The sequence below is a fragment of the Nonomuraea sp. NPDC049129 genome (assembly GCF_040648495.1).
Lineage (GTDB): Bacteria > Actinomycetota > Actinomycetes > Streptosporangiales > Streptosporangiaceae > Nonomuraea.
This window is the reverse complement of the sequence record NZ_JBEZDU010000005.1, coordinates 354,587-367,885: the sequence shown is the minus strand read 5'-3', so window position 1 is coordinate 367,885 and position 13,299 is coordinate 354,587. Positions and strand designations below refer to the sequence as shown.

10 protein-coding genes are annotated in these 13,299 nt (G+C 70.5%); 4 read left to right on the top strand and 6 right to left on the bottom strand.

The annotated features are described in order from the left end of the window. The first annotated feature begins 49 nt into the window (after window positions 1-49). Both smc and ftsY read left to right on the top strand, forming a co-directional pair. Window positions 50-3,733 (top strand): chromosome segregation protein SMC, encoded by a 3,684-nt coding sequence (smc, locus tag AB0B64_RS17660; RefSeq protein ID WP_358178708.1) that lies wholly within the window; start codon window positions 50-52, stop codon window positions 3,731-3,733. A 143-nt stretch (window positions 3,734-3,876) separates the two neighbouring features. Continuing rightward, window positions 3,877-5,064 (top strand): signal recognition particle-docking protein FtsY, encoded by a 1,188-nt coding sequence (ftsY, locus tag AB0B64_RS17655; protein WP_357950458.1) that lies wholly within the window; start codon window positions 3,877-3,879, stop codon window positions 5,062-5,064. 85 nt (window positions 5,065-5,149) lie between these two features. Here the strand turns inward: ftsY and AB0B64_RS17650 are convergent, their stop codons facing one another. Genes AB0B64_RS17650 through AB0B64_RS17640 form a run of 3 tightly spaced genes read right to left on the bottom strand, consistent with a single transcriptional unit; the run spans window position 5,150 to window position 8,042 of the window. Next, window positions 5,150-5,932, bottom strand: coding sequence for an ABC transporter ATP-binding protein (locus tag AB0B64_RS17650; protein ID WP_357950460.1), 783 nt, complete (start codon window positions 5,930-5,932; stop codon window positions 5,150-5,152). Then, on the bottom strand, window positions 5,929-7,011 hold the full coding sequence (locus tag AB0B64_RS17645) for an iron chelate uptake ABC transporter family permease subunit (RefSeq protein WP_358178390.1): 1,083 nt from the start codon (window positions 7,009-7,011) through the stop codon (window positions 5,929-5,931). The genes AB0B64_RS17650 and AB0B64_RS17645 overlap by 4 nt, the downstream gene beginning before the upstream one ends. Further along, on the bottom strand, window positions 7,008-8,042 hold the full coding sequence (locus AB0B64_RS17640) for an iron ABC transporter permease (protein WP_358178388.1): 1,035 nt from the start codon (window positions 8,040-8,042) through the stop codon (window positions 7,008-7,010). The genes AB0B64_RS17645 and AB0B64_RS17640 overlap by 4 nt, the downstream gene beginning before the upstream one ends. Before the next feature lie 206 nt (window positions 8,043-8,248). Here AB0B64_RS17640 and AB0B64_RS17635 point away from each other — a divergent pair, with 206 nt between their 5' ends. Then, entirely contained in the window at window positions 8,249-9,214 is a 966-nt protein-coding gene (locus AB0B64_RS17635; protein ID WP_358178386.1) for an iron-siderophore ABC transporter substrate-binding protein, read from the top strand. A 137-nt stretch (window positions 9,215-9,351) separates the two neighbouring features. Here the strand turns inward: AB0B64_RS17635 and AB0B64_RS17630 are convergent, their stop codons facing one another. After that, window positions 9,352-10,428, bottom strand: coding sequence for a PLP-dependent cysteine synthase family protein (locus AB0B64_RS17630; protein ID WP_357950470.1), 1,077 nt, complete (start codon window positions 10,426-10,428; stop codon window positions 9,352-9,354). A gap of 244 nt (window positions 10,429-10,672) precedes the next feature. Between AB0B64_RS17630 and AB0B64_RS17625 the strand changes: the two genes are divergently transcribed. Beyond that, window positions 10,673-11,257 carry a sigma-70 family RNA polymerase sigma factor gene (locus AB0B64_RS17625; RefSeq protein ID WP_225291958.1) on the top strand — a complete coding sequence of 195 codons (585 nt, stop codon included), beginning with the start codon at window positions 10,673-10,675 and terminating at the stop codon, window positions 11,255-11,257. A 28-nt stretch (window positions 11,258-11,285) separates the two neighbouring features. On the opposite strand, the gene AB0B64_RS17620 is transcribed toward AB0B64_RS17625, so the two are convergent. Together AB0B64_RS17620 and AB0B64_RS17615 are read right to left on the bottom strand one after the other, a co-directional pair. Then, window positions 11,286-12,230 (bottom strand): sensor histidine kinase, encoded by a 945-nt coding sequence (locus AB0B64_RS17620; protein ID WP_358178384.1) that lies wholly within the window; start codon window positions 12,228-12,230, stop codon window positions 11,286-11,288. Between the two features lie 193 nt (window positions 12,231-12,423). Next, complete coding sequence (locus AB0B64_RS17615; RefSeq protein ID WP_358178382.1) at window positions 12,424-13,257, bottom strand: EamA family transporter; 834 nt, start codon at window positions 13,255-13,257, stop codon at window positions 12,424-12,426. Window positions 13,258-13,299: the final 42 nt, after the last annotated feature.

The window sequence follows — 13,299 nt, the reverse complement described above, 5'->3', positions numbered from 1 at the left end:
AGACCAGTAGGCTTTCCCGAAGTCGGTTCTCGCAGAAGGGGGCGTGGTCTTGCACCTGAAGACCCTCACCCTGCGCGGCTTCAAGTCGTTCGCCTCCGCGACCGCCCTCCGCTTCGAGCCCGGCATCACCTGCGTGGTGGGCCCCAACGGCTCCGGCAAGTCCAACGTCGTCGACGCCCTGGCCTGGGTCATGGGCGAGCACAGCGCCAAGTCGCTGCGCGGCGGCAAGATGGAAGATGTCATCTTCGCCGGCACCTCCTCCAGACCGCCGCTCGGCCGCGCCGAGGTGACGTTGACCATCGACAACTCCGACGGCGCGCTCTCGATCGACTACACCGAGGTCACGATCAGCCGCCTGATGTTCAGGTCGGGCCAGAGCGAATACGCGATCAACGGCGACACCTGCCGCCTGCTCGACATCCAGGAGCTGCTGTCCGACTCGGGCATCGGCCGTGAGATGCACGTCATCGTCGGTCAGGGCCAGCTCGACGCCGTGCTCCACGCGGGCCCCGAAGACCGGCGCGCCTTCATCGAAGAGGCCGCGGGCGTACTCAAGCACCGCAAACGCAAGGAGAAGGCGCTCCGCAAGCTCGACGCCATGCAGGCCAACCTCACCCGCGTCCAGGACCTCGCCACCGAGCTGCGCCGCCAGCTCAAGCCGCTCGGCCGGCAGGCGGAGATCGCCCGCAAGGCCGCCGTCATCCAGGCGGACCTGCGCGACGCGCGGCTGCGCCTGCTGGCCGACGACGTGTGCGTGCTACGCGACACGCTGGAGCGCGAGGCGGCCGACGAGGCGGCGATCCTGGCCCGGCGCACCAGGGTGGAGTCCGAGCTGGCCGAGGGCCAGCAGCGGGAGGCCGCTCTGGAGAGCGCCGAGGCCGAGGCCCAGCCCCGGCTGAGCGCCGCCCAGGAGACCTACTTCCGGCTCTCCTCCCTGCGCGAACGCATCACCGGCCTCGAACAACTGGCCGCCGAACGGCACCGCCACGCGCTCGACGCGGCCGCGATCGAGCGGCGCGGACGCGATCCGGAGGAGCTCGAACGCGAGGCGGCCGAGGTACGCGAGCACGAGCTGATCCTCCGGGCGGAGCTTGAGCAGGCCCAGGACCTGCTGGAAGAGGCGGTCCAGCGGCGTGCCGAGTCCGAGGCCGAGCTGAGCGCCGAGGAGCAGCGGCTCGCGATGGCCTCGCGGGCCGCCGCCGACCGGCGCGAGGGCCTGGCCAAACTGCGCGGCCAGGTCGATTCCGTACGCAGCAGGGCCCGTGCCGCCGAAGACGAGATCGGCCGCCTCACCCGCGCCGTGACCGAGGCCGCCGGACGTGAGCGCCAAGCCCGTGAGGACCTGGAGGCGCGGCGGCTGGAGGAGCCCGCCGTCGACCCGGCGCTGGCCGCGGAGCTGGTCACCGCGCAGTCGCTGGTCGACGAGGCCAAGGCGGCGGCCGACGAGGCACGCGCGGCGGTCGAGCAGGCCAAGTCCGCGCTCGACGCGCCGCGAGCGGCCCTTCAGTCCGCCCGGTCGGGCATCGGCACGGCCCGCGCCACCGACCAGGAGGCCCAGCGGTCCGTGGCCGCTCTCCGGGCTCGCTGCGAGGCCCTGGAGCTCGGCCTGGCCAAGGGCGACGGCGGGGCGGCCCTCCTTGAGACCGACCTGGCCGGGGTGCTCGGTCCGCTGGCGGCCTCGATGCAGGTAACACCGGGCGCCGAGCCGGCGGTCGCGGCCGTGCTCGGGCCGATCGCCGACGCGATCGCCGTCAAGACGGTGGACACCGCGATCGGCGCCCTCGAACTGCTCCGCGTCAAGGAGGCGGGCCAGGCGACCCTCCTGGTGGCGGGTTCCGGCGGACAGGTCGCCGACCAGGTACGCGCGGCCGCGCCTGAGGGGAGTCGCTGGATCGCCGCGCTGGTGACGGTGCCCGGACACCTCAGGGCCGCCCTCGACCATGTGCTGGCCGGCGTCGTCGTCGTGGACGACCTCGAGGCCGCCCGCGCGATCGTGGACGCCCATCCCGAGCTGCGGGCCGTGACCAAAGGCGGCGACCTCGTCGGCGCCCATCTGGCCAGCGGCGGCTCCGAGGGCGGCACCTCCGTGCTGCAGGTGCGGGCGGCGCTCGACGACGCCGTCGCGGACCTGGAGGAGGCCGAGGGCAGGGCCGAGGAGACGGCCGCCGCCCTGGAGGAGGCCGCGGCCGCCGAGCAGGCCGCGCAGCTGGCCCTGGAGTCGGCCCAGAGCCAGGTCAACGAGGCGCAGACCGCCGCGGGCACCGCCCAGGCCGGGGTCAACGCCGCCCAGGGCGCGCTCGACCAGGTCAGAGCCAGGCAGCGGGAGGCCGACCAGCGCAACGCCGCGGCGGCCAAGCGGCTGGCCCAGCTCGAAGCCGCCGCCGACGCAGCGCGCGCCGAGGCCCAGCGCCTCGCCAAGAGCGTCACGACGGCTGAGGAGTCCCGCGCCGAGGGGCTGGAGGAGCTGGCCGAGCTGGAGATCCGGCTGGCCGAGGCCGAATACGCGCAGGAGCTGGAGACCGAGCCGACCACCGAGGTCCGCGACGAGCTGGCCGCCACCTGCCAGGTCGCCAGGCAGCGCGAAATGGAGACCCGCCTGCAGGTCCGCACCGCGGAGGAGCGGGTCAAGGGCATCGAGGGCCGGGCCGACGGCCTGATCAGGGCGGCCCAGCGCGAGCGCCACGAACGCGCCGAGGCCGCCGCTCAGCGGGCCAGGCGCAGACGGCAGGCCGCGGTGGCCGAGGCCGTGAGCAGCGGCGCCAAGCAGGTGCTCACGGTCCTGGCGACGTCCATCCAGCTCGCCGCCCGCGAACGCGACGAGGCCGACCTGGCCCGCGTCGCGATCGACGCCGAGCTCAAGCAGGTCCGCCTGCACGTACGCGAGCTGGGCCAGGAGCTCGACAAGCTGGTCAACCGGGTCCACGGCAGCGCGGTCGCCCGCACCGAGCAACGGCTCCGCCTCGAACAGCTCCAGCAGCGCGCCCTGGAGGAGTTCGGCGTCGAGCCCGAGTCGCTGATCTCCGAGTACGGCCCGGAGGCCCCGGTCCCCGGCGACCCGCCCGTCCCCTACGTACGGGAGGAGCAGGAGAAGCGGGCCAAGATCGCCGAGAAGCAGATGAACCAGCTCGGCAAGGTCAACCCGCTGGCCCTGGAGGAGTTCGCGGCGCTGGAGGAGCGGCACGCCTTCCTCAACTCGCAGCTCGAAGACCTCAAGAAGACCCGGCGCGACCTGCTGCTGGTGGTCAAGGAGGTCGACGACCGGGTGGAGCAGATGTTCTCCTCCGCCTACGAGGACGTGGCGCGGGAGTTCGAGCAGATCTTCACCAGGGTGTTCCCCGGTGGCGACGGCCGCCTGGTGCTGACCGAGCCCGGCGACATGCTGACCACGGGCATCGAGGTCGAGGCCCGGCCGCCCGGCAAGAAGGTCAAGCGGCTGTCGCTGCTGTCGGGCGGGGAGCGGTCGCTGACCGCGGTGGCGTTCCTGATCTCCATCTTCAAGGCGCGGCCCTCCCCGTTCTACGTGATGGACGAGGTGGAGGCGGCCCTCGACGACACCAACACGCAGCGGCTGCTGCGGCTCTTCGAGGAGCTGCGGCAGAGCTCCCAGCTGATCGTCATCACCCACAACAAGCGGACGATGGAGATCGCCGACGCCCTCTACGGCGTATCGATGCGCGGCGACGGCGTCACCCAGGTGGTCAGCCAGCGACTCCGGGAGCGCGAGTCCGCCTGACGTCGGCCCGGTCGTCCGGTCCCGATGGTCCGGTCCCGATGGTCCGGTCCTGACGGTCGGGCCTGATCGTCCGGGCCCCGATCGGGCCGGTCCGCGCGGCGCGGGTCATCAGCATGCCGGTCCATCTGGAAAACTGACCTGTTGTGGATGGTTACCTCGGCGTCATCGTGATCGTGGTCGTCGTCGCCCTGCTGGCGGCCGGCGGCCTTTTCCTGCTCTTCAGGCCCGGTGGCAAGGGCGCGCCGCCGGTCGAACCGCCCCAGATGCCCCAGGCGCCCACGCTCCCCGAGCAGCGTCCGGCGCCCAGCGCGGAGGAGGGTGAGGGGGGAGGGGCGACCACCACGCTCCCGCCGCCCGCGCAACCCGCTGTCGTCACGCCCGAGATCGAGGTGCCGCCGCCGTCCGCCGGCCGGATGGTGCGGCTGCGCTCCCGGCTGGCCCGCTCGCAGAGCACACTCGGGCGCGGCCTGCTGGAGCTGCTGTCCCGCGACCGCCTCGACGACGAGGTCTGGGACGAGATCGAGGAGAGTCTGATCACCGCCGACGTCGGCGTGGCGCCGACGCGCGCCATGGTCGAGGAGCTGCGGACGAAGGTCAAGGTGCTCGGCAGCCGCACCCCCGAGGAGGTGCGCAAGCTGCTCCGGGAGCAGCTGCTCGCCCAGATCAACCCCGATCTGGACCGTACGCTGCACGTCCAGAAGCACGGCGAGCGGCCCGCCGTCGTGCTCGTCGTCGGCGTCAACGGCACCGGCAAGACCACCACCACGGGCAAGCTGGCTCGCGCGCTGATCGGCGACGGCAAGAAGGTCGTGCTCGGCGCGGCGGACACGTTCCGGGCCGCCGCCACCGACCAGCTCCAGACCTGGGGAGATCGGGTCGGCGCCGATGTCGTACGCGGGCCGGAGGGCGGCGATCCCGCCTCTGTCGCCTTCGACGCTACGGCCAAGGGCATCGAGGAGAAGGCCGACGTCGTCATCATCGACACCGCCGGCCGCCTGCACACCAAGACCGGCCTCATGGACGAGCTGGGCAAGGTCAAGCGGGTCATCGAGAAGAAGGCCACGGTCGACGAGGTGCTCCTCGTCCTCGATGCCACCACCGGCCAGAACGGGATGCGGCAGGCTCAGGTGTTCGCCGAGGTCGTCAACATCACCGGCATCGCGCTGACCAAGCTCGATGGCACGGCCAAGGGCGGCATCGTCATCTCGGTCCAGCGGGAGCTGGGGGTTCCGGTCAAGCTGGCGGGGCTCGGCGAGGGTCCAGACGACCTGGCGCCCTTTGATCCCGAGGTGTTCGTGGACGCCATTCTCGGCGACGACAATTCCAAGTAAATCGGGATATGAGGATGTGCGGCGGGTTGCGTGCCGACCGGCCGTCAGGGAGGCGTGCCGCCAGGGGGTTCAGGCGTGAGTGCCCTCAGCGGTGTGTGCCGATGGGGATGACGAGTGGCGTGCCCGCCACCGGGTCGGCGATGATCTTGGCGTCCAGTTCGAACACCTCCCGCAGCAGGTCCTCCGTCAGCACCTCATGCGGGTCGCCCGCGGCCACCACGCGGCCCTCCCGCATGGCCACCAGCCGGTCGGTGTAGCGGGCCGCCAGGTTGAGGTCGTGCAGGACCATGACGATGGTCCGGCCCGCCGCCCCGTGCAGGTGCCGTACCAGCTCCAGGACCTCCACCTGGTGCGCCAGGTCCAGGAACGTGGTCGGTTCGTCGAGCAGCAGCAGGTCGGTGCCCTGAGCCAGCGCCATGGAGATCCAGGCCCGCTGACGCTGCCCGCCTGAGAGCTCGTCCAGGGGGCGTTCGGCGAGGTCTGCCAGGCCGGTCATGGCCAGTGCCTCGTCCACGGCCGACTCGTCGTCCGACGACCACTGCCGGTACCAGGTCTGGTGCGGGTGCCTGCCCCTGGCGACCAGGTCGGCGACCGTCAGCCCTTCCGGCGCGGTGGGCGCCTGCGGCAGTACGCCGAGGATCTTGGCCACCTCGCGGGTGGGGGTCCGGTCGATGCGCTTGCCGTCGAGCAGCACCTCGCCGCCCTGCGGCCGGAGCAGCCGGCCGAGCGCGCGCAGCAGGGTGGATTTGCCGCAGCCGTTGGGGCCGATGATCGTGGTGACCGTGCCCGCCTCGATGCCGAGGTCGAGCCCATCGACGATGGTGCGATCGCCGTACCCGAGCTTGACGTCGACGGCCTGGAGCCTCATTTGCGCGCCTTCCAGATCAAGTGGATCAGGTACGGGGCGCCGAGGACCGCGGTCACGACGCCGACGGGCAGTTCGATCGGGGAGAAGACGGTACGCGCGATCAGGTCGGCCGCGGCGGTCAGCACGGCGCCGACCACCGCCGACGACAACAGCGGCGGCTGGCCGTAGCGGGTCAGCCGGAGCGCGACCTGCGGCGCGGCCAGCGCGACGAACGCGATCGGGCCCGCCGAGGCCGTGGCGACGGCGGCTAGGAGCACCGCGGCGAGGATCATCAGCGCGCGCGCCGGGTTCATGCGCAGGCCGAGCGCGGTGACCGTGTCGTCGCCGAAGCGCAGCGCGTCGAGCGAGCGGGTGCCGAGCAGCGTCAGCGGCACGAGTACGGTCAGCGCGAGCGCCACGGGCAGCACGTGCTCCCAGCCCCGGCCATTGAGCGACCCGCTGATCCAGACCATGGCCCGGCCGGTGTCGTTGACGTCGCCGATGGTCAGCAGCCAGTACTTGACGTTGGTGAACACCGCGGCCACGCCGATGCCGACCAGGACCAGCCGGTAGCCGTCGAGCCCGCGCCGCCAGGCCAGCGCGTACACGATCACGGCTCCCGCCAGGCCGCCGACCAGGGCCAGCAGGGGGATGCCGAGGGTCGAGAGCAGCCCGCTGACCCCGCCGTACGCGCTGCCGCTGGCCACCACCCCGGCCACGACCGTGACGGAGGCGCCGGTGGTGACACCGAGGATCTCGGGGCTGGCCAGCGGGTTGCGCGCGATGGACTGGATGATCGCGCCGGACAGCGCCAGCGCCGCGCCCACCAGGGCGCCGGTCAGGGCGCGCGGCAGGCGAAGCTCCATGATCACGAAGTGTTCGGCGCTGTTGACGTCGAACGTGCCGCCCAGCACCTGGGACAGGCTCATCGGGATGTCGCCGATGCGCATGTTCAGGGCCATGAGCAGGCCGAGGAGCGCCAGCCCGCCGAGCGTGAGGGCGACGGCGCGCGGCCGTACCCGCCAGGACAGGCCCGCCACCCGCAGCGGGATCGTCGTCATCACGGCCCAACCGGTCTTCCTGAGCGGGGTCGTCGTCACAGCCGCACCGGCTTCCTGCGGCGGACCAGGACGACGAAGAAGGGGGCGCCGAGCAGCGCGAGCACCACACCGACCTCCAGCTCGCCCGGCGGGGCGACCACGCGGCCGATCACGTCCGCGAGCAGCAGCAGCGCGGCGCCGACCAGCCCGGAGTACGGCAGCAACCACCGATGGTCGGTGCCGGACAGCGGGCGGACCAGGTGCGGCACGATCAGCCCGACGAACGCCAGCGACCCGCAGGCGGCCACCGAGGCGCCGGTGAGGAGGGTGACGGCGGCGACACCGACGGTGCGGGTGAGGGCGATGTTCTGGCCGAGGCCGCGGGCAACGTCCTCACCCAGGGCCAGCGCGTTCAGCCCCGGGGCGTTGACCATCGCCAGCACCAGGCCGGCCAGGATGAACGGCAGCACCTGCCAGACCACCTCGGAGCCCCGGGCGGCGATGGAGCCGGCCTGCCAGAACCTGAAGACATCCATCGCCTGCTCGTCCAGGAGCACGATGGCCGAGGTCAGCGCGTACAGGAAGGCGCTCACGGCGGTGCCCGCCAGGGCGAGCGTGACCGGCGTCGGGCCGCCGCGCCCGCCGACCATGCCGAGCGCGAAGACGCCGACGCTGGCGATCAGCGCGCCGGCCAGGCCGAACCAGATGTAGGCGAGCAGGCTGGAGGCGCCCAGCAGGATGATCGAGGCGACCATCGCGAACGCCGCCCCCTGCGTCACGCCGAGCAACCCTGGGTCGGCGAGCGGGTTGCGGGTGTGGCCCTGCATGAGCGCGCCCGCGACGCCCAACGCTAACCCGGCCAGTACGCCGAGCACGGTCCTGGGGACGCGTAGCGAGCGGATGACGATGTCGTTCTCGGTGCCGGTCGGGGCGGTGAGCGCGTGCCAGGCGTCGGCCGGCGGTACGGACTTGGCGCCGATCGTGATGCTCAGCACCACGCCGATCACGACGGCCCCGAGCAGAGCCAGGAGAACGGTGAGCCGCCGATGCTGAACGCCGTGCGGCCGCGGCGTCACAGCCGTAACGGTCACGCTGGTTTCCTTCCTGCCTATTCGCCGCACTCCGTGCGGCGGGCTCGGTCGCCCGATGCCGCCGTCTTCCTCCGTCTTCCTCCGTCGCTCTGGTCGCTTCGCTCCCGGCGCTCCCTCTCCTGTTTGCCTGACCTTGGTGAAGTATGCCAGGTTAGGCAGGGCTAACCTTAATTAGGGTTGCCTAACGTTTGCTGGGAAGGGATCAGATGAGACCGTTGCGCGCTCTGGTGGGGGTCGTATTCGTGGCGGTGCTCGCCGCCTGTGGTTCTTCGACTCCGGTTGCGCAGAAGCCGGCGGAGCCGTTCCGTACCGTCAAGCACGCGATGGGTGAGACCAAGATCCCGGCACAGCCCAAGCGGGTGGTGGCCCTGGACCAGAGCTTCGTCGACGCGGTGCTGACGCTGCGGACGCCGGTGGTCGGCTACACCACATACCGGTCCATCGACACGAAACTACCCGATTACCTGGGCTCCGTCGCCGCCGAGTACGGCAAGGAGGCCACCCCGGTCGGCACCCTGGAGCAGCCCAGCCTGGAGAAGATCATCGCGCTCAAGCCCGACCTGATCGTCTCGGCCAAGGTCCGCCATGAGGCCCTCTACGACAAGCTGTCCAAGATCGCCCCGACCGTCTTCAGCGAGACCACCGGTGCCATCTGGAAGGTCAACATTCGGCTCATGGGGCAGGCCCTGGGTCAGGAGCAGCTCGCCGATACGACGATCAAGTCGTACGAGGAGCGCGCCACGAAGATCGGCACTGCGATCAAGGAGAAGGACGGGAAGCTGCCCACCATCTCCATCGTCAGGTTCGCCGGTGAGCCGACGACGCGGCTGTACGTCGAGAACTCCTACTCGGGTGTCGTGATGAAGGATGTCGGCTTCCCGCGCCCGGAGGGCCAGCCCACCAAGCAGGACGCGATCGTGGTGGACGTGAGCCAGGAGCGCATCGGGGACCTGGACGCGGATCACCTGTTTGTCGCGACATATCCGGATCCGTCGTCTGAGGGGCCCAAGGAGAAGTTCGTGGGCAACCCGCTGTGGGGGAAGCTCAAGGGTGAGAAGCACGAGGTCAGTGACCTGACCTGGATGAGCGCGGTCGGCATCCAGGGCGCCCATGCGATCCTCGACGACGTGGCGAAGCTCTTCGCCGTCGATCCCGCCAGAACCACGTCCTAGCCCGCCAGAACCCCTCCTAGCCGGCCAGAACCACTTCCGGGGCCGATCCGGCCGGCGCCTCTTCCTGAGTCGATCCGGCCGGAACCGCTTCCTGAGCCGATCCGGCCGGAGCCGCTTTCTGGTCGGCCGTGACCAGGTCAGCCCGCGGACAGGAACGTACGCAGGTCTGCCAGGTGGGGTGTGAGGTCCAGGCCCTGGGCGGCGAGCCAGTCCTGGTCGCAGTAGGTGCCCCGGTAGCGCTCGCCCCCGTCGCAGATCAGGGTGACGATGCTGCCCTGGGCGCCGGACTGGCGCATCTCGCGGATCAGGTCCACGCAGGCGGCCATGTTCGTGCCGGTGGAGCCGCCCACGTCGCGGCCCGTCACCTCATGGACCCAGTGCATCGCGGCGATCGAGCGGGCGTCCGGAACGGTGATCATGCGGTCGATGACCATCGGCTGGAACGAGGGCTCCACCCTCGGCCGGCCGATGCCCTCGATGCGGGAGCCCCGCGCGGTGACGGACGTGTCGCCCGACACCCAGCTCGGATAGAAGGCGGAGCCCTCCGGGTCGGCCACCGCGAGACGCGTGGGATGGCGGCGGTAGCGGATGTAGCGGCCGATCGTCGAGGAGGTGCCGCCGGTGCCCGCGCCCACCACGATCCAGGTGGGCTCCGGGTGGGGCTCCATGGACATCTGCGAGTAGATCGACTCGGCGATGTTGTTGTTGCCCCGCCAGTCCGTGGCCCGCTCGGCGTAGGTGAACTGGTCCATGAAGTGGCCGTTGGTCTCGGCCGCCAGGCGGTAGGACTCGTCATAGATGGTGCCGGGGTCGTCGACCAGGTGACACTTGCCGCCGTAGAACTCGATCAGCGCGATCTTCTCCGGTGACGTGGACGCGGGCATCACCGCGATGAAGGCCAGACCGAGGAGCCGGGCGAAATATGCCTCGCTGACCGCCGTCGAGCCGCTCGACGCCTCCACGACCGTGGTGGCCGGCCCGATCCAGCCGTTGGCCAGGCCGTACAGGAAGAGAGATCGAGCAAGTCGGTGTTTGAGTGAACCAGTGGGGTGGACTGACTCGTCTTTCAAGTAGAGGTTTATGCCCCAGTGCGAGGGAAGCGGGAAGACGTGGAGGTGCGTATCACAGCTCCGGTTGGCGTCGGCTTCGACCTTACGAATCGCCTCCGTCACCCACAGTCGCGTCTCCATGTCATGCCGATCCACGAAATCCATGGTCTATACGCTATCCCATGTGACTCTGACCACATTAAGTGCGAAATTGGGGGTATAGTGTTATGCTAATGAGACTGGTCCCGCCGTGGACGTGATGACGCACGCCGCGAGCAGGTGGACCTTTAACCTCTCTGACCTGGCGGAACCGTTAACGCGGCCCTTACGTGCCGATTGCGAAACTGGTACCGAGGCCAGCGGCTTGGCCGAGATGGGGGATAGCGCAAGGGGGAATGATTTGATCACCATGACCGATGAACAGCGACAAGACTGGTTCGAGCGCGACGTCGTGCCCGTGACGTCGCAGCTGTTCGCCTCCGCCATGCGCCTGACCCGCAACTCCGCCGACGCAGAGGACCTGGTCCAGGAGACCGTGGCCAAGGCGTATACCTCGTACCACCAGTTCCGTGAGGGCACCAACCTGAAGGCCTGGCTGCACCGGATCCTCACCAACAACTTCATCAACGACTACCGCAAGAAGCAGCGCTCGCCCAAGCTGGCCGCCGCCGAGGAGATCGAGGACTGGCAGCTGCACGCCGCCGAGTCGCACAGCTCCACCGGCCTGAAGTCGGCCGAGACCGAGGCGATCGAACGGCTGCCCGACAACGTCGTGATGAACGCGCTGCGCTCCCTGCCGGAGGACTTCCGCGTCGCCGTCTACCTGGCCGACGTCGAGGGGTTCGCCTACAAGGAGATCGCCGAGCGCATGGGCACGCCGATCGGCACGGTCATGTCCCGGCTGCACCGGGGCCGCCGCCAGCTGCGCGGCATGCTGGAGGGCTACGCCCGCGAAGAGGGCGCCCTGCGCGTGCCGGCCCAGAGCGCCGCATAGCAGCCCAACCCCTATACCCAGGTGCCGTCTAGCCGTCCAACCCCATATGGAGCCGTACGCGGAGTGTTCCGTTCTCGGCGCGTAGGTCGACGTAGTCGCAGAGCTGTCGGCTGATCCAGAGCCCGTATCCTCTAGGGGATTCGGGCTCAGGCGGTATATAGCCCGGTAAAGGGTCATCGAGCGCGCCGCCCGGGTCGGCGATCTCGCAGATCATCTCCCCTCCGCTCACCCACATCTTGATCATGCCGTGGCCGGCGCCGTGCTCGACGCTGTTCGCGGCGATCTCGGAGACGCTGAGGACCAGGGAGCCGATGAGGTTCACGTCCATCCCCGCGGCGCTGGCGTAGTCGCGTACCGTGTGCCTGAGCCCCTTGATCTCCCGCGCCGTGAAACTGACCGTCGCCACCCGCCCGCTCGGCGCGGGCAGCGGCTCCAGGTCGCCGTTCAGTACGAGCTCGTGCGGCCGGACGAAGCCCGTGCTGACCGCCTCGCCGGTGGCGTCCAGCAGCAGGGGATGGATCGCCGGTTGATACTCCAGCACCGCCGCCGGGGTGGTTCTCGGGTTGTAGAGGCACAGCGCGACCGCTTTGGCGTCCTCCAGGGCGGCGTTCAGCACCGATTCGTACCGGATCCACTCGCGGGTCGCGCGCTCGCCACGCTCGGGCCAGGGAATCTCGCCGATGACGAGCGTGCGCCGCCCCCGGGTGTACTCGTGGTAGGCGGCCAGGGTCCGGGGCGGGTGGATGTACCAGGTGCGGGAGTCTCTGCGGTCGATCTGCCGGGCTTCGTCGCCCAGTGCCTCGTCGAGCAGCCGGAGCTTGTCCGCCGAGGTCGCCACGATGACCCGCCTGTCGTGGGCGAGGGCCGCGCGCACGCGCGGCACGGTCAGCCTCAGGAAGGCGGCATTCGAGTCGTACGACACCGCAACGTGCTTGAACGACTCGTGGTCTGGACGAGCCCGATCAGGGCGCACGGCCGAAACGTAGCAAGCGCTTGCAATCTGCGCAACGGCTGCGGTCAGCACCGCGCCGGACGGCCGAATTGACGCGCCAAGCGACCGCAACTGTCGCGCAGAGACCTCACACGACCTCGCACCAAGCGACTGGAGAGACCTCACGCGAGCCGTGCCAAGCGGCCGCGGAGACCCCGGGCGAAGCGCAGCCGCGTCAGGCGACCGCGATGAGCGCCACCGCGCCGAGCGCGCACGCGACGCCCGCCACCTGGATCGCGTGCAGCCGCTCGCCCAGCACCCGCCTGGCCAGCAGCAGCGTGCTCGCCGGATAGAGGGACACCAGCACCGCCACCAGGCTCAGCAGGCCCTGCTGCTTGGCCTCCAGGTACAGGACGTTGGCCAGCATGTCGAGCACGCCCGCCGCGATGATGATGTGCAGCGATCGGCCGCTCGGCTTCAGCGTGCGCCGCGTCGCCACCGCGAGGGCTACCACCAGCGCCACCGAGGACAGTCTGGCCCCCACCAGGGGCCACAGCCCACCGTCGGCGGGAGCCAGGGCGAGCAGGATGAAGAAGCCGCCGAACCCGGCGCCCGCGGCCAGTGCGATGAGCACCGAGCCGATCGAGCCGCTCTTGGCGGCGGAACGATCCTGGCTGACCAGGAGTACGGAGCCGAGGGCCAGCACCACCCCCACCAGCGCCACGGGCTCGGGGCGCTCGCCGGTCGCCAGGCCGTACATGACAGGGAGTGCCGCAGACGTGACCGCGGTCGTGGGCGCCACCACCGACATGACGCCGACGGCGAGCGCCCGGTAGAAGAGCACCAGCCCGGCGGCGCCCGCCACGCCCGCGCCCAGCCCCCAGAGCAGCGCCGCGTCGCTGAACACGCCCGGAAGCAGCGGCAGCAGGACGAGGATCACGGCCAGGCCGGAGAGCTGCGAGAGCGCCACGACCGAGAACACCCGCGATCGGCGGGTGGCCAGGCCGCCGAAGAAGTCGGCCGTGCCGTAGACCACCGCGCTGGCCGTCGCGAGGATCACCGTGAGCATGCTCCACCGTCCAGTTCATCAGAGTGCACTGCTAGTACAACT